This window comes from Collinsella sp. An307, from assembly GCF_002161805.1.
Classification (GTDB): Bacteria; Actinomycetota; Coriobacteriia; order Coriobacteriales; family Coriobacteriaceae; genus Coprousia.
Genome location: NZ_NFIP01000003.1, coordinates 211,319 through 227,698, shown reverse-complemented (window position 1 = coordinate 227,698; position 16,380 = coordinate 211,319). Strand labels below are relative to the sequence as shown.

The 16,380-nt window shown below is 67.6% G+C and carries 12 protein-coding genes; 3 read left to right on the top strand and 9 right to left on the bottom strand.

What is annotated here, in order from left to right:
• Positions 1-65 precede the first annotated feature (65 nt).
• The 5 genes from B5F89_RS04125 to B5F89_RS04105 all read right to left on the bottom strand — a co-directional run bounded on the left by B5F89_RS04125 (position 66) and on the right by B5F89_RS04105 (position 9,082).
• Positions 66-3,680, bottom strand: a complete 3,615-nt coding sequence (locus B5F89_RS04125) for a UvrD-helicase domain-containing protein (protein ID WP_087430528.1) — start codon at positions 3,678-3,680, stop codon at positions 66-68.
• A 1-nt stretch (position 3,681) separates the two neighbouring features.
• On the bottom strand, positions 3,682-6,774 hold the full coding sequence (locus tag B5F89_RS04120; RefSeq protein WP_087430527.1) for a PD-(D/E)XK nuclease family protein: 3,093 nt from the start codon (positions 6,772-6,774) through the stop codon (positions 3,682-3,684).
• A 78-nt stretch (positions 6,775-6,852) separates the two neighbouring features.
• Positions 6,853-7,368 carry a GNAT family N-acetyltransferase gene (locus B5F89_RS04115; protein WP_087430526.1) on the bottom strand — a complete coding sequence of 172 codons (516 nt, stop codon included), beginning with the start codon at positions 7,366-7,368 and terminating at the stop codon, positions 6,853-6,855.
• A 128-nt stretch (positions 7,369-7,496) separates the two neighbouring features.
• Complete coding sequence (locus B5F89_RS04110; RefSeq protein WP_087430525.1) at positions 7,497-7,796, bottom strand: YerC/YecD family TrpR-related protein; 300 nt, start codon at positions 7,794-7,796, stop codon at positions 7,497-7,499.
• A gap of 179 nt (positions 7,797-7,975) precedes the next feature.
• The gene (locus B5F89_RS04105; RefSeq protein ID WP_087430524.1) at positions 7,976-9,082 is read right to left on the bottom strand and encodes an FAD:protein FMN transferase; all 1,107 of its coding nucleotides are present in this window, start codon (positions 9,080-9,082) and stop codon (positions 7,976-7,978) included.
• A gap of 171 nt (positions 9,083-9,253) precedes the next feature.
• Here B5F89_RS04105 and B5F89_RS04100 point away from each other — a divergent pair, with 171 nt between their 5' ends.
• The 3 genes from B5F89_RS04100 to mnmA all read left to right on the top strand — a co-directional run bounded on the left by B5F89_RS04100 (position 9,254) and on the right by mnmA (position 11,788).
• Positions 9,254-9,616: a phage holin family protein gene (locus B5F89_RS04100; RefSeq protein ID WP_087430523.1), complete on the top strand. Its 363-nt coding sequence runs from the start codon at positions 9,254-9,256 to the stop codon at positions 9,614-9,616.
• Between the two features lie 69 nt (positions 9,617-9,685).
• On the top strand, positions 9,686-10,618 hold the full coding sequence (gene cysK / locus B5F89_RS04095; protein WP_087430522.1) for a cysteine synthase A: 933 nt from the start codon (positions 9,686-9,688) through the stop codon (positions 10,616-10,618).
• Between the two features lie 9 nt (positions 10,619-10,627).
• Positions 10,628-11,788, top strand: a complete 1,161-nt coding sequence (gene mnmA, locus B5F89_RS04090) for a tRNA 2-thiouridine(34) synthase MnmA (protein WP_087430521.1) — start codon at positions 10,628-10,630, stop codon at positions 11,786-11,788.
• Between the two features lie 139 nt (positions 11,789-11,927).
• Here the strand turns inward: mnmA and fucO are convergent, their stop codons facing one another.
• The 4 genes from fucO to B5F89_RS04070 form a co-directional block, all read right to left on the bottom strand.
• Positions 11,928-13,088 (bottom strand): lactaldehyde reductase, encoded by a 1,161-nt coding sequence (fucO, locus tag B5F89_RS04085; protein WP_087430520.1) that lies wholly within the window; start codon positions 13,086-13,088, stop codon positions 11,928-11,930.
• Between the two features lie 224 nt (positions 13,089-13,312).
• Positions 13,313-14,716, bottom strand: a complete 1,404-nt coding sequence (locus tag B5F89_RS04080) for a threonine/serine exporter family protein (RefSeq protein ID WP_087430519.1) — start codon at positions 14,714-14,716, stop codon at positions 13,313-13,315.
• Between the two features lie 49 nt (positions 14,717-14,765).
• A complete protein-coding gene (locus B5F89_RS04075) occupies positions 14,766-15,905 on the bottom strand; it encodes a CPBP family intramembrane glutamic endopeptidase (protein ID WP_087430518.1) in 1,140 nt (379 codons plus the stop codon).
• 5 nt (positions 15,906-15,910) lie between these two features.
• Positions 15,911-16,147 (bottom strand): type II toxin-antitoxin system RelB/DinJ family antitoxin, encoded by a 237-nt coding sequence (locus B5F89_RS04070; protein ID WP_087430517.1) that lies wholly within the window; start codon positions 16,145-16,147, stop codon positions 15,911-15,913.
• Positions 16,148-16,380: the final 233 nt, after the last annotated feature.

Below are 16,380 nucleotides of genomic sequence, written 5' to 3'. Positions count from 1 at the left end.
CAGGCGCCTCCGGCTCGTGCGGAACTTGCGCGGAGCGAAGGGGCGTCTCCCCACGGCCAGGGCAATTACCGCTCGTAGGTGACCACTTGGGGCTCGCCGGGGTGCTCGGGGTCGTCGATCTCGACGCGTACGAACTTGAGCGTCACGCGGCCGTAGCCTGCCTTGTGGAGCACGTCGGCGTACACATCGGCCTGCAGGTGATGCTTCTCGTGGAGCGCCTCGGGCGTCTCGCTTGCGCTGCCGCCCGTCTTGTAGTCGATGACGAGCGCCTCACCCGGTCGCGCCGGATCGGTCGCCAGAAGGTCGATCGCGCCCTCCGCATACGCTCCAAAGCGCTCGGCGAGCTCATCCATCCCCTGCGAGAAGAACGGCACCTCCGCACGCAGACACGCCCAAGCGCGCACCTCGGCACGCACCGCAGAGTGCTCCCAACGGCGAAGTGCCGCATCGAGCCGTTCGCGCTGGCGCTCGGTAACCTTCCAGTAGCGACACTGCGCATCGGCACGAGGAGCGGGAACGGTATCCTCCCCCGTCTCTACCAACCACTGTGCGAGTGCATGGAAGGCGGATCCTAGCGCGGTCGGGTCCCCGTCCGCCGCAGATGCTGGTGTCGCCGGCGCGCCGCTGGGCTGCTCGTCCTCCGTTGCGGCAGGAGCAGAAATCTCCCCCGACTCGTCTGCCGGAGCCGGCGCGCTCGCACGGTCCTCCGCCTCGGCATGCAGCTCGGCGGCAAGCGAAGTGTAGCTGTAGCTTGCACGGGCAGGACGCGTGGCCGGGGTGATGGAGACCTCCACCGCAGCCGGACGGACGAGGGCAAAGTCGCGCGGGGCCGTCACGTCGGCAACGCCCGCCTCCTCGGTCAGATCCGCCGCGGCAAGCGGGTAATCCTCGCTGGCAAAATGCGCCTGCGGCCCCTTCTTGCCCTTGGAGGGGTAATAGGGGAAGTCGAGGTCGTCCAGGAGTACCAACTGGTAGTCGCCCGCATGTGCGTCCTCAAACGCCAGCCGATCGCACCCCAGGTCTGGAACGCCGCCGAGCTCGAGGTCGGCAGGCAGGATGCGCGCGAGTACCTCGCCCACCAGCGAAGTGGCGTGCCCCGTCATAAGCTCGCTCGCACTCCCCGCACCGAGCACGAGGATCGCCACCTCGCGGGCGCGCGTGAGCGCGACGTAAAGCTTGCGCGCGGCCTCCTCGTAATCGAGGTCGCTGTTGCGCCGGCGCATGTAGGCAAACGCCTCCGTGGCAGTGCCGGGCAGCGCGTTTGCCGCGAGCACGTCCTCGTCGAGCGCGGGCACATCGCCCAGAAGCTCCTTGTCGGAGGCAGGCTCGAACCGGTTGGGCCGCGCGGTCCACCAGGTCGTGCCATCTGCATCGAGCATCTGAAAGCGGTCGCGCCCGGCGCGGATGCCGTCGCACTCGGTGACGGCCACGACAGGAAACTCGAGGCCCTTTGACGCGTGGATGGTCATGATGCGAACGGCGTCGCCGTCGTCTCCTGTGAGCATCGCCGGTGACTCCTTAGCGTGCTCGACGTGGTCAGCAAAGGCGCGCGCCACCAAGCGGGCGCCGAGTGCGCGACCGCCCTCGGCCTCCTCCACGATGGCGAGGGCGCGTAGCACGTTCGCAGCGACAGCGTGCTCCTGCGCGCCGCCCCGCTCGAGGCGCCAAAGCCAGCCCGACTCGCTCACCGCGTCGCGCGCAATGGCGGAGATACGGTCGCGTCCCACGCGGGCGAGCGCGTGGGCGAGCACCTCGCGGGCGCGCACAAGCAGCGGCAGCTCGCCAAACTCGGGCAGAATCTCGCCCGTGAGCAGGACGTCTGCAGTGACGCTTCGGCTGTCGGTAATACCCGCCTCCGCATCGACGCGCGTGGCGAGCGCCAGAAGCTCCGTCGCGCCGAGCCCAAACATCGGCGAGGTGAGAAGCGGCGTGATGGCGCCCTCGCCGTCGTCGGGGTTGGCGAGGAAGTTGAGGAGCGCCCCTATGGCCGAGACCTCGGGCGCGCGACGAAAGACCGACGTGCCGCCCGACACCACGCAGGGCATGCCCGCCGCGCGGACCGCCTCGGCGTAGATGTCCGCCTTGGAAAGAGCGGACATGATGATGACCATGTCGCCGGGGGTGAAGCCCTCCTCGTCGCGCAGACGGCAGAAGCGCGCCGCGATGGCGGCCGCCCGGGCACGCGCACGCTCCTCGGACGTGCCGCCTGCCACGAGCACCGCCTGGCGGCGCGAGGTCTTAGGGTTTTGTAGCTTGCGGGCACGGGCGCGCACGTCCTCACCGCACGAATCGAGATGCAAGAAGTCGCGGCCGAGCGGATTTGCCGCGCCGCCCTCAAAGAGCGCGTCTGCAAAGCTCAAGATGGCCGCATGGCTACGGAAGTTGACGTCGAGGTCGGCGACCGTGCCACCCTGGGCCTCAACCTCGTCTTTTTTGGTGCGAAAGACCGACACGTCCGCCCCACGGAAGCGGTAGATGGACTGCTGGGCGTCGCCCACCGTGCAGAGCTCGCGCCCGTCGGGGCTGCAGAGCAGGCGCACGAGCTCCACCTGCTGCTGAGCGGTGTCCTGGAACTCGTCGACCATGACCATCTTGAAGCGGCCAGCAAACTCCTCGCGCACCGCAGGGTTGTTCTTGAGGGCGTCGTAGGCGAGCGTCAGGAGGTCATCGTTATCGAGGACCGCGCGCTCGCGCTTGAGCGCGGTGTACTCGCGCTCGACCTCGCGGGCGAGCGGGATGAGCTCGTCGAGGGCATCCTTGCGCGCGGCAAGGTAGGCGTCGGCAAAGAAGGCACCCCGCGCGGCGCGCACCTCCGCCACGGCGTCCTTCTCGTCCTTGCCCATGCCGCGGGCACGCAGGTTGAGCTTGTCGCACGCGGCAAAGCACGCACGCAAATCCGCAAGGGTGCGCGGCGAAGCCGCCCAAGCATCGAGCGCCTCTGCGGCCACACGGGCGGCAGCGTTGTTGGCGTAAGACGGCGCCTCGGCAATCTCGCGGTAGGCCTCCGTGAGGCGCCGGTATGCCGGACGGGGCTCCACCTGGCAAAACGCCTCGAGGCCGGATGTAGAGGACGAGACCTTGCCCATGATGGCGACCACGATCTTGAGGAGGCTGTCGAGGTCGTGTGAGCCGGCAGCGGCGCTCTCGATCTGAAACGCATCGACGAGTTCGTCGAAGGCCCCCGCACCCGGCGCGTCCTCGCCCGCATCCTGCAGCGTTGCACGCTCGGCAAGGCGGCGGATCACGTGCTCGGCGGCAAGACGCTTGAGGTCATCCGCGTAGTCGGCCACCGCAAAGGCAGGGTCCACACCCAGATCGAGCGCATGGGCGCGGATGATGCGCGCGCACATCCCGTGGATGGTCGAGATCCACGAACCGTCGACCCGCTCCGCCTGCGCATCGAGCCCCTCGGCAATAAGGGCCGCACGGATGCGCTCCTTAAGCTCGGAGGCCGCCTTGTCGGTGAACGTGATGGCAAGCACCTGATCGATGCTGTCGAGAAACGCCTCCGGCACGTTGGGGTCCGCCCACTGCTCACGCGGTTTGGACCCCGGCGTGAGCGCCCAGAGCACGCGCTGGGTGAGCGTGAAGGTCTTGCCCGAGCCGGCACCCGCCGAGACAAAAAGCGGGCCCTCGAGCGTGCGTACGATACGCTCCTGCTTTCGATCGAGACGGGGCATGTTAGCGCCTCCTCGGGCACATAGCTACCGGACAGTGGGTGCACGCGTCACGCGCGGGCTCGGGCGCGATACGCCCCTGCTCAAGCGCGTCGAGCTCGAGCTCGACAGCATGCTCTACCAGGGTAAGCAGGTGGCTAAAGTCAAGCGTACCGTCGTGCTTGGCGCTCCGGCTGCCGCGGGGCTTCACGCCCGGGTAGCCCGAAACCGCGTCATGCGGGAAGGCGGGCGGCTCGCTCTCGGTCAGCGCCGCGGCGACCGCGCCCTTGACGACGGGCCCGCGCGTACCAAAGTAGACCGCGCCCTGTGGGGAGCCGCCCGTGAGACGCGCGTAGGCCGTTGCGTAGATGAGCGTCTGCACCTTGGGCGAGCGGTCCTCGTCGCGCCCCGGGAGCCACGCGGGGTCGAGCACCTCCCCCTCGTCCCGCGCCATGGTGGGGTCCGGGCAGGTGAACTCGCCAAGAGCGGCGCGGTTCTTGTAGTCGATAACCACGAAGCGCTCGCCCGAGCCGGCATCCGGCGCGGTATCGATGCGGTCGATGCGCCCGCCGAGCGGCCGGCCCGCGTAGATGACGCCCTCCTTGTCAAAGGAGTACTCGAGCAGCTCCGGGATGAAGATAGAGAGCATGTCGCTCTCGTAACGGACGACCTCGCGGAGTTTTTGCCGTATGGCCTCGATCTGCCCGCGCTCGATCTCGTCGGTCGCCACAAGGGGAACCTTGATGGTCTGCGGGCGGCCGCCGCGCGAGCGGTCGTACTTGCCATGCGTGTACTTGCCCCGAGCGTGGTCGGCGCGCATCTCGTCAAAGGCGCTGTCCATCTCGGCGAGCGACGCGGCGAGGTTCTCGGGAGTCACGCGGCCGAGCCCCGCCTCACGCAGCCGCTCGTGGAAACGCTGCATCACATCGTGGACGAAGTTTCCCATCTCGATAGGACCGAACCCCACGTCAAGACGACGGGTCGAGACACGGTTCGTGACAAACCAGCGATACGGGCAGGCGAGGTAGTTCTCGATCTGCGAGGCGGAAAGCGTGCGCGGACGTGCCTCGCCGCCCACCGCGCGCTCGGGCAGCAACAGCAGGTGCTCGAGCTCGGGCGCGAGCGCGTGCTCGGGAAGACGGGGCTCGGTATCGATGTGTGCGCCCGCGCCTCCCGCCGGGTCGAGGTTGGAAAAAAGCGCGCTCTCTGTTGGCACCTGCGCTGCGGCGGACACCTCGGCAAGGCCGGCCGCCGCGCGACGCGCCTTGAGCTCGCTCACCGCAAGCGCGGGATATACCTCCTCGCCATGCGCATCGTGCGCGACAAAAGCCACGGCGGAGCGCGCCCCGAGCGCGAGCGCCCGGCGGAACGTCACGCGCTGGCGCACCGCCGGAGACGCCGCAAGAGGTGCGACGCCGAGCTTTTGGGCGAGGAGCTCATCCACCGTAGTGCGGTGCGAGAGCGGATAGGAGGTGGCGTCCGCGTCGGTAAGGAGTACCGCAGAGGCGCTGCCCGACGTGCGCGCGGCGGCGGTACTCAGCGAGACGATCTCGACGAGCGGAGCGGAGGCATCCGGGGCGGCAGGAGACGCCGCCCAAGCCAGACGAACGCGCAGGCTCGGCAGGACGGTGAACGCGCGCTCCGCGGAGAGACCCAGCTCCCGGGCGCGCTCGGTCAGTGCGAGCGCGGCGTCGAGCGCGGCGAGCTCCGTCTGCTGGGCAGCCAGGCCATCAGCACCAAAGGAGGCGGGAGATGCCGCCGCCGCGGCATCGCGCATGAGCGTGAGCGCGCGACCGTAGCGTGCCTCACACAGGGCGTCTATCACCGGCTTCATGACCACGGGGCGCGCAGAGACGCCCGCCTCGTCTGCCCGCTCGCGCTCGCGCTGCTGCTCGCGGCTCTGCAGGCGGTCGAGCTCCGCCAGAAGTGCCGCAGCATCGAGCTTGCGGGTCTTGCGCAGGTGCGCGTCGAAAGCGCGCGCCGAGCGCGCCGCCGCAGGTCCCAGCCCAGAGAAGGGAGAGCGCATCCAGTCGGGGAGCTCGGGCGCGGGCCACCAGGCGCTCGGCTCCTCGCCCTCCAAGCGCTTGATGAGGTCGGCGAGCACAAAGAGCATCTCACCCGCGCGGGTCTCGGCAAACGCGGACGAGCCCTCAGCGCGCACAGCCGCACCGCGCGCGACAAGACGCGGCGCGAGGATGCGGAAGGCGCTCACGGGGCGCGGGTCCACCACCACTGCCCCCGCAGCGTGGGCGCCGCCGTCAGCAGACGAGCGCTCACCCTTGTTCAGGAGCTCGTCCAAAAGTGCGACGTAGGCGGCCCCGCGCGCGGTGGGCCCGGCGACCTCGTACACATCGGCAGGAGCGCCCGCCTCCACCAGGGCGGCAGGCTCTGGCGCCCCTGCCCGGGCGACGAGCACGCCGCGGGCACGCAGGGCGCGCTCGATGTCGAGCGCAAGGTCGTGCGCCTCGGCCTCGAGAGCAAACGTCACCTCGCCGGAGGCGGCGATGGGCGTCAGAAGGTCAATCAAGTACACGGGAAGCTCGGCCGTGCCGCGCAGGGCAACAAAACGCTCGCTTGCGGGCACCCCCCGGTCGCGGAAGCGCCGCGCGAGCAGTACTGCGGCCGTTGCCGGCTCGACAAGGCCGTGTTCGGCCAGAAGGTCGGCATAGCGGCGAAGAGCACCCAGCACCTCCCGCTCGGAAGCGGTGAGTGACCCGGCGGTATCTGCCGCGAGCGCATAGGGCAGGTAGCCTCGCGCCGCGCGGGCGAGCATATCGACCGTGCCCGCGCTCTCGCGCAGGCCGCCCTCCCCCGGCGCACGCTCCGCATGGCGACAGAGCACCTCGGCAAGCAGGAGCTTCCGCGCGGCAGCATCCACCATCTGGCGCCCGTCGCCCCAGAGCTCCCAGAGCGCCGCGAGCCAAGACGCCGGCGTCTCCACTGCCACGGCAAGGCCGAGCCCCGCATCGGCAAGGGTGCGGCGGCAGACGTCGCGCTCGGCAAAATCGGGCACGAGCAGCGTGGCGCGACCATGCCGCTCCACCGCGGCGGCGATGCGCGCAACCTCCTCCGGCGAGGGGGCGGGCGCGCGATGCGCTATCGAGATGCTTGCGGGCATGCGTCCTCCGTCCGAGCGAACCGTACCAACTAGATAGATAGTATCCTAGCGTCGCGTGCGGACAAGAAACGGGCGCGTCTAGCCGATTGTACGCTCCATCACGTAATCGTCCATCACAAAGCCGTGGCCGATATCGTTCACCACCGACTCGATTACCGCAAAACCGTTGCCCTGGTAGGCACGAAGCCCCAGCTCGTTGCCCTTGTTGACGTTGAGATACATGGCATGCCAGCCGCGCTCGCGGCAGAGCGCGTCAAAAAAGTCAAAGGTGCGGCTCGCCACGTGGTGACCGCGCGCCTCGGGCAGCAGATACACCTTGGAGATGTAGTAGCGCCCGGTCTCGGGCTCGTCGTGGCCGCCCGTGTACCCAAGGACCCGACCCTCGCCATCCACGATGAACCAGTACTCGTAGCCGTGCTCGGCCATGTCGCGGCGCATGGCCTCGATCGAATGAAACATATCGACCATGTAGCGCGTCTGCTCCTCGCCCAAAAACTGCGGCCAGTAGCCCATCCAGATCTTCTCGGCGAGCGCGGCGAGCTCCTCGAGCTCGGCGTCGGTGGTAACAGGCTTGAACTGGACGGTATCGGGCATGGGGCTCCTCCAAAAACGGACAAAAACGGCGGCGGACCTCATCATAATAGGCCAGCCGCCGGCATACGCGCGCTCTTGCGCAAAGATGAAACAGCGCAGTGGCTGCAACGGTAAAACGACGCGACGCCTTACGCGCCGTCCTCGAGCTTGATGAGCATCTTGCGGTAACCGCCATGCACGCCGTTGAGCGCCTTGGAAACGCGGCTTACCGTGGTGGACGAGGCGCCGGTCTGGGTCTGGACCTCCACATAGGGCTCGCCCTCGTCGAGCAGACGGGCGACCTGGAGGCGCTGCGCAAAATCGCAAATCTCGCGCGGGGTGCAGAGGTCGGCGAGGAAGGCCTCGACATCCGCCTCGCCCTCGAGAAGCGTCAGCGCGTGCACGAGCTGGCGCACATCCTGCCTCTGATACATCTTCTCGATATCCATCGAACCACCGATTCCGCTCGAAGTGACCATATACCGTGTCTGCCCCATCGGTCGCCCAGCGCCAACGCGGGCGCACGCGAGTCTACGGCGGACAGCACGTGCGTAGTGTAGCACACCACTACGCTAAAGTGCGCGCTGCATAAAGACTATTGAATACACAGAAATATACGAGGGCGAGCCTACAACCGCGGCAGCGTGGGGATGAGCGAGAGGCTCTCAGCAAGACCCGAGGTCCACGTCACGCGGTCGCAGTCGTCGATGATAACGGCCTCGACGCCCGGCAGCTCCTCGATGAAGGCACGGGCGTGCTCGGCGCCCATCATGAGGGCCGTTGTGGACCAGCCGTCGCAGTCGAGCGAGCGCTCGGCCACGATCGTGGCGCTCGCCACGTCGCTTTGGGCGGGCATGCCGGTTTGGGGGTCGAGAATGTGGTGGTAAGTGACACCGCCGCGCGTGAACGACCGCTCGAAAAGCCCGCTCGTGACAACCGAGCCGTCGCGCACGCTCACCAGTGCCCGGTGGTGCGCCGGGTCAAAGGGATTCACGATGCCAATGCGCCAGGGCTCCCCCGCCGTGCGAGGCGGACGCGCGGACGTATCCCCCGGGCGGCCGCCCGCCACGAGCACGTTGCCGCCGAGGTTCAAGACAAAGCGCTCCACACCGTGCTCACGCATGATGCGGGCGAGGTCATCGGCGATATAGCCTTTGGCGATGCCGCCGAGGTCGAGTATGGTCGCAGGGTCGGTAATGGCAAGCGTGGGCGTCGCACTGCCGTCTGCCGCCGTGGTCTCACCCACCTCGATACGCCCCTCCGCCCCCACGTGCTCGAGGGCGCGCGCAAGGGCAAGCCGCGAGGGGATCTCGCCGGTATGGAAGTTCCAAAGCGACGTCACCGTGCCCATGGTGATGTCGAAGTGCCCCTCGCTCCGCGCGCCGTACGCAAGGGCGAGGCGGGTGAGCTCGGCCGTCTCGGGCGCGACGGGCACGGGCGCGGGAGAGGCGGCGTGGGCGCGGGAGATATCGGAGTCGGGACGCGTGCGCGAGAGCGTGCACTCGAAGAAGCGGCAGCGCTCGCACGCGGCCGTAAGCGCGGCATCGAGCACCTCTCGCACCACTGGATCTGCCGCAGAGGCGCCGCCTGTGGGATAGGCAAAGAGGCGCACATCGGTGTTGAAGATGAAGAGCTCCGCCATGCGGGCGCCCATCTCGGCGTCGGAGAGTCGCGCGGACGACGAGACGCGAGCGGTTCCCTCGGCATCCGAAATATGAGACTTGCTAGCAGCCATATTCACACCTTCCCCACCAAACGGGCCTCTCGCGCCGCTGAAGCGCGGTTTGGGGCATACTCAGAGGCAGTTGCGCGCCGAGGGACCGGCAGGCTACGCCGCCGCACCCCGGTGCACGACCATCTTAGCTCAGAGGCACGTACCCGCGCGCCCCGCACAAGAGAGGCACCTATGCGTTTTCTGCTCAACTGGCTCGTCAACTCGATCGCCATCGCCGTCGCCGCGGCCATTGTCCCCGGCATCGCGCCCTTTGGGGCGGACCCGTGGGTGGCCTACGCCATCGCGGGGCTCTTCCTCGGCATCGTGAACGGCACTATCAAGCCGATTCTGAGCCTGCTTTCAATCCCGCTCACCATCGTCACCCTCGGCATCTTCCAGCTTGTGGTGAACAGCTTCATGCTCTCCATCGCCGGCTGGCTTTCGCTCAACCTCTTTGGAGCCGGCATCGCCATCATGGGCTTTGGCTCGGCCTTTGTGGGCGCGATCATCGTGAGCATCATGTGTTCGCTGCTGGGCTTCATCACAAGCGACTAGCAGGCGGGCACGGTCCGCAAACACCCGCCGGCGCGCGCCGGCAACCCATACCCCAGATTAGGAGCAACCATGGCTATCTACACCTCCATCGACCAGCTTATCGGCAAGACCCCCCTTATCGAGCTCACCCATCTTGAGGCCGAACTCGGGCTTAGGAGCCGCGTGCTCGCTAAACTCGAATCCAAAAACCCTGGCGGCTCTGCCAAGGACCGTATTGCACTTTCGATGATCGAGGCAGCCGAGCGCGACGGGCGCCTGCGCCCGCACGAGGGCTACACCATCATCGAGCCCACCTCGGGAAACACCGGCGTCGGCCTCTCCATGATCGCCGCCGTCCGCGGCTACCGCGCCGTGATTGTCATGCCTGAGACCATGAGCGAGGAACGCCGACGCCTTATGCGCGCCTACGGCGCCGAGCTTGTGCTCACCCCGGGTGCCGAGGGCATGGCGGGCGCCATCCGCCGCGCCGAGGAGCTCGCCGAGACAACGCCCAAGAGCATCATCGCCGGGCAGTTTGAGAACCCTGCGAACCCGGCCGCGCACTATGCCACCACCGGCCCCGAGATCTGGGCCGACACGGAGGGCACGGTCGACGTCCTCGTGGCTGGCGTGGGCACGGGCGGCACCATCACGGGCGTGGGCCGCTATCTGAAGGAACAGAACTCCGACGTGCGCGTTATTGCCGTCGAGCCCGACACCTCGCCCGTGCTCGAGGGCGGCACCGCCGGCCCGCACAAGATCCAGGGCATCGGCGCGGGCTTTGTGCCCGAGGCGCTCGACACCTCGGTGTACGACGAAGTCATCCCCGTTGCCGCCGAGGACGCCTTTGCAACCGGGCGCACGCTCGGGCGCACCGAGGGCATCCTCGCCGGTATCTCCTCCGGTGCGGCGCTCTGGGCCGCGCTCGAGGTGGCGCGCCGCCCCGAGATGGCGGGCAAGACCATCGTGGTTGTGCTCGTGGACACCGGCGAGCGCTATCTGTCGACCGAGCTCTTTGCGTAACGGCCGGCCATGACGAGCGCGTCTTCTGCAAAACCGCGCGTCCTTGTCGCCATGAGCGGCGGCGTTGACTCGAGCGTTACCGCCTGGCTACTTAAGGAGCAGGGCTATGACTGCGTCGGCGCCATCATGCGCCTGCACGACGGTACGCGCGACGCGGGTGCCGGCGCCGGCGCGAAAGCCGAGGGCAGCGGCCCCGGCAACGAGCCGGACGACACCGCCTCCGCCCGCGCTGTGGCAGAGCGGCTCGGCATGCCCTTTTACGTGCTCGACCGCCGCGAAGCGTTTGCGCGCGACGTGATCGAGCCCTTTGTTTGCGCTTACGAGCGCGGCGTCACGCCCAACCCCTGTTGCATCTGCAACCGCCGCATCAAGTTTGGAGCACTCCTCGACGCGGCGCGCGAGCTCGGCTGCACGCACCTTGCAACCGGCCACTACGCGCGCGTCGTGCATACGGCAGACGGCGCGCACGCGCTTGCCAAGGCACGCGACCTCACCAAGGACCAGAGCTACTTTTTGTACGGCCTTAGCGACGACGCCCTCGCGCACGTGATCTTTCCGCTCGGCGACCTCACCAAGGAGGGAGACGTGCGCCGCATCGCGCGTGAGCAGGGTTTTGCCTCCGCCGAGCGCCGCGATAGCCAGGGCATCTGCTTTGTGGCGGATAACGACTTTGCCTCGTTTATCGAGCGCTGGCGCGAGCACACGCTGCCCGAAGGCGACGTGCTCGCCCAGGACGGACGCACACTCGGGCGCCACAGCGGCGCCATCCGCTACACCGTAGGCCAGCGCAAGGGCATCGGCATCGCCGCGGACCGCCCGCTCTACGTGACCGCCATCGACGCCGTCGCCAACACCGTCACGCTCGGGTACGAGGAGGACCTTCTCGCCAGCGCCCTCATCACCGAGGACTGGACTTGGACGGGTGGGGCGCCTGCCCGCGAGGCGGAGCTTGCCGCTGCAGGCGAGGCGGGCGTGCCGCTGACTGCTAAGATTCGCTACCGCCAACCGGACCAGGCGTGTCGCCTCAGCCGCGTGACAGCGGGCCCCGATGCGGGCGCCATGTGTCTCGACTTTGCCCTCCCCCAAAAGGGCATCGCGCCCGGCCAGGCCGTCGTGGCCTACCGGGGCGATACCGTGATCGGCGGCGGCTCGGTGTGCCGCGCGCTCTAAATTGGCTCACGCCAACATTGACGATGGGGCCTGTGGTCAAATAGACCCGCCATAAAGAGGAGGCCGGCCCCGCGCTGAGCGGAACCGGCCTCGTTCGGGCGCGCCTAGCGTGCGCACCCGCTACCAGATGTCGCTGACTTTACGCCATGATCTGCTTAAAGAGCTCCACCACGGTGTCGTGATCCGCCTCGCGGGGGTTACCCGGGTAGCAGGCGTCGGCGAGGGCGTCGTCGGCAATCTGGTCGAGCTCGTCGGCCTTGATGGCCTCGCAGACCTTGGGGATGTTCACGTCCTCGGAGAGCTGGCGCACCGCGGCGATGGCAGCGTCGGCGGCCTCGTCGGTCGTCATACCGGCGGTGTCCACACCCATGGCAACGGCGACGTCGGCCAGGCGCTCGGCCACAACGGGCTTGTTGAACTCCATGGCGATGGGCAGGAGCATCGCGCAGGCAACGCCGTGCGGCGTGTCGTAGTGCGCGGAGAGCGTGTGCGCCATGGCGTGGTCGATGCCGAGGCCCACGTTAGAGAAACCCATGCCGGCAATGTACTGCGCAAGGGCCATGCCCTCGCGGCCGGAGCCGGGAACGCCGCTCTTGGCCTCGGCCACGGCGTCGCGCAGGTTCTTGGCGATGAGCTCGATGGCCTTCAGGTGGAACATGTCGGTGAGCTCCCACGCGGCCTTGGTGGTGTAGCCCTCGATGGCGTGGGTGAGCGCGTCCATGCCGGTGGAGGCAGTGAGGCCGGCGGGCATGGTGGCCATCATCTCGGGGTCGACGACGGCGACCTCGGGGGCGTCGTTGGTGTCGACGCACACGAACTTGCGGACCTTCTCCACGTCGGTGATGACGTAGTTGATGGTGACCTCAGCGGCGGTGCCGGCGGTGGTGGGCACGGCGATGGTGAAGACGGCGTGCTTCTTGGTGGGAGCAACGCCCTCGAGCGAGCGAACATCGGCAAACTCGGGATTCTCAACGATGACGCCGATGGCCTTGGCGGTGTCCATCGCGGAGCCGCCGCCCACGGTGACGATGCAGTCGGCACCGGACGCGGCAAACGCCTTCACGCCGTCCTGCACGTTCTGGATGGTGGGGTTGGGCTTAATCTCGGAGTAAAGCTCCCACGCAATGCCGGCCTCGTCGAGCAGGCCGGTGACCTTGGCGGTGACGCCAAACTTCACCAGATCGGGGTCGGAGCAGACGAACACCTTGGTGTAGCCGCGACGCTCGATCTCACCGGGGATCTCCTTGATGGCGCCGGCGCCATGGTAGGAGATGGTATTGAGAACGATTCGATTGGACATGGGGCCTCCTTGGCTCTGAATAGGACTTGTGGCGGCATGATGCCGCCCGTTGTTGAGGATATACCCAGCCAGCGCGCCCTTAGCACGAAAACGACCCCTCGCCCGCTATATTGAAAACGCAAGGATGCTATTTCTAAAAAGTTCCGCCGCGCACGCTCGTCCAAACCGCACCCCGCCGCGCGAGACGCCACGCGCCGCACGCGTGCTGAGCCCGCACTACGCCATCAGCTGCAGTGGCGCCACTCGCTATCGGTCAGCATGCGCGCCACGGCCAAACCCATGGGCAAAAAGAGCATGATCATGACGGCGCGCACAATCCAGTTGAGCGCCGAGATGGTCTCGAACGTTCCCATGTAGTAGACAGCGCGGTAGAGATACAGACCCGGCACCATGATGACGATGGAGGGCACCGTGATAGAGATGCGCGGGAAGCCGCAGCGCGCGCTCGCGATGGTGGCGAGCAGGCCCGCCGCGATGGCGCCCGCAAAGGCGGCGGCCTCCGGCGGCATGGCGACGGCGTCCACCAGCGTGAGGCGCAACGTGTTTGCCACCGCACCCACAATGCCTGCCGCCACGGCCATGCGCGGCGGCGAGTTGAACAGCACCGAGAACCCGAGCACGCCCACAAAGCTCGCCACAAGGCGCAGGCATAGCAGCACCGCCGGCGTGAGGCCCAGGGGCGCAAAGTCGTCGGGGCGCAGCTGCACCACCGACGCCACGAGCCAGGCCACGAGCGTCGCCACGATAATCACCGTGCACGCGTAGACCAGGCGTTCCACACCCGAGCGAATGTCGAGCTTAGCGAGGTCAAGGCCGCTCGTGATGAGCGGGAACCCGGGGATGACAAAAAGCATGGCGCCAATGTAGCCGGCGTCGTGGTCCATCGCCCCTGGCAGCACGAGCGAGAGCAGCCAGAGCGACCCCAGGTAGGCGAGGCACGCCACCGTCACGCCCACGCCGATGCAGGCAAAGTGCGTAAGGTTGCGGTCGACCATAAGGCGGCGCGTCAGCATGCCAAGGCCCGCGCCGATGAAAGCGCAGCCCATCTCGATGGGACCGCCGCCAAGCAGAAACACGAAGGCACAGCACGCGGCCGCAGAGGCGAGCGCGACCTTCCAGGGAGCGTAGTTGCCGCGGCGGTGCTCGATCTCGTCCATAAGGGCGTGCCACTCCCCCACCGTGAGCTCGGCGCCGCGTCGGGTGAGGTCGCGCACAAGCCGCTCGGTGAGCCAGATGCGCTCGGTGTTGACACCCGTGGTGGTGAGCGAGGCCACCTCCGAGAAGGAGCCGGTCTCGTCAAAGCAGGTGCACTCGATAGAGGTAAGGCTCACATCGGTGGTGAGCGTGACGCCGAGCACCTCGGCCACGGCGTTCATGGCCTCGCGCACGCGCCACGCGCCCGACCCGCCGGAGAGCTTCAAGAGGCCAAGGCGGCAGATGAGAGACGACTTGTCGGCAATGCCGGCCTCAGGGGCGAGGACGTCGTGATCGTCGAGCACCTCGTGCCAGGGCACGGGCATGTGGTTCTGATGGGATACGTGCGTATGGCGCGCCCGATGGGCCTTAAAGGTGCGAAGCGTCTGGGCGAGCGCATCGCCCGCCGAAAGGTGTTCCTCGTTGCCCGCCATGAGCCCTCCTCGCGCTCGCACGCCGCGCGCCCTGCGCGGCACTGTGACCCTATGGTAGCGTATCGCCGCGCGTCGAGGGGCAGGCAGTGCCAGCGCTAGATGCCGAGCGCGCGCCGGAGCCTGCCGCGGGGGCGGCGCCGGAGTTTGTCGCTGATGCAGAGGAGGCGCCGGCGTCGGTAGCGCCCGCCGCGGGAAGGGCCCCTGCAAAGGCCACCGTGCCTGCGCGGTAGAGCGACGCCCCGCCCGCGCAGAGGGCACCGAGCACGATGAACGCACCCATGGTGCCAAACGCCATAAGCACGACCCACAGAGGGTCGACCGCAAAGGACGCCATGTTTACCACCGCATGCAGGGCGATGTTATACCGCAAGCGGCCCGTCCGCCAAAAGACCGCGCCCAGGGCGAGCCCTATGACAAACGCGTAGCTCACCTGCACGATGTTGATGTGCAGAAGGCCAAAGAGCGCCGCCTGAATCACGTTGGCGACCCAAAAGCGCACAGGCGGCACCGCGACCGAGCGCGCCCGCCAGCGGTCTTCGCGCGCCACGCCGCGCCGCCAGCACGGGCGCCACTCGGGGCAGACCGCACGCAGCGCAAACTCCAGCAGCACGCCGCGACACATCGTCTCCTCCAGAAGCGGCGCGCCCACACCCACCACAAGCACCGAGAGCACGTCGAGGTCGTTTGTGCCCGTCGCCTCCATCATCTGCGAGTACTCCTCGATGATGTGCGGGATGAGCGAGACAAGAAGCGTCAGCGCGAGGGAGACGATCATCTGAACGCTCACGCCGATGAGCACAAGGCCGCAGACGCGCCGCAGGACGGAGGCGCCGTCGCGACGCAGGTAGCCCCGACGCGCAAACGAGAGGGAGCGGGGCGAAAGGATCTTCCACCAAAGCGCAAACACCGCCGCGCACCCCACCTGCGAAACGAATTGCAGCGAGAGGTCAAGCGTGGTGAGAAAGCCCTCGTCCCGCAGATTGACACCGAGTGACCGACACACATCGAGCGCAAGCTGTGCCACCGCCAGGTAGATGGCACCGCTCGCTAGCAGATAGACCGCCACCGCGCCGCAGCAGGCCAACAGCCACGGAAAGCCGCGGTAGGCGCGGGTGATTACCGAGAGGCGCGGCGCGTCCGCTCCCCCAGGAACGGGTGGTTTTGCAGCATGGCGAAGGCGCGGGCGCATCCCGCTCACGCTTCTTGGATACGGCACGCGGCGTCCTGCGCGGCATCGTCCTCAAAGCAAGCCGCGCCAAAGGCGCCTGTGGGAGAGATATCGAAGGGGAAGGTCCCGCACCGGTTAAACGCGGCGATGAACATGCGTATGGCATTGGAGGGCGTGGTGCCCACGCGCTGGGTTGCCGCCGCGAAGGCTGCCTTTTCTTGAGGCAGCACCTTCGCGACGACCGGGGTCATGTGTTCTGCCATGGCGGTCCCTCGTGCTGTGGCGTTGCTGCGTTTCTGGGCCGGCGTGCCTGTTGCACTACTTTTTCCTGATTTGCGCGCCGGTCCGTGCTGCGTTTTGTTGCGATGGTATTACTTGGTTTTACTAAGTTATACCCCGCGAGATAGCGTACCAGATATCGGCGAGGCGAGCAACTCGAAAAGGAAAAGCCCGGAGCCGCTTGGCCCCGGGCGAAACCTCGGATTGCTGCACCGCC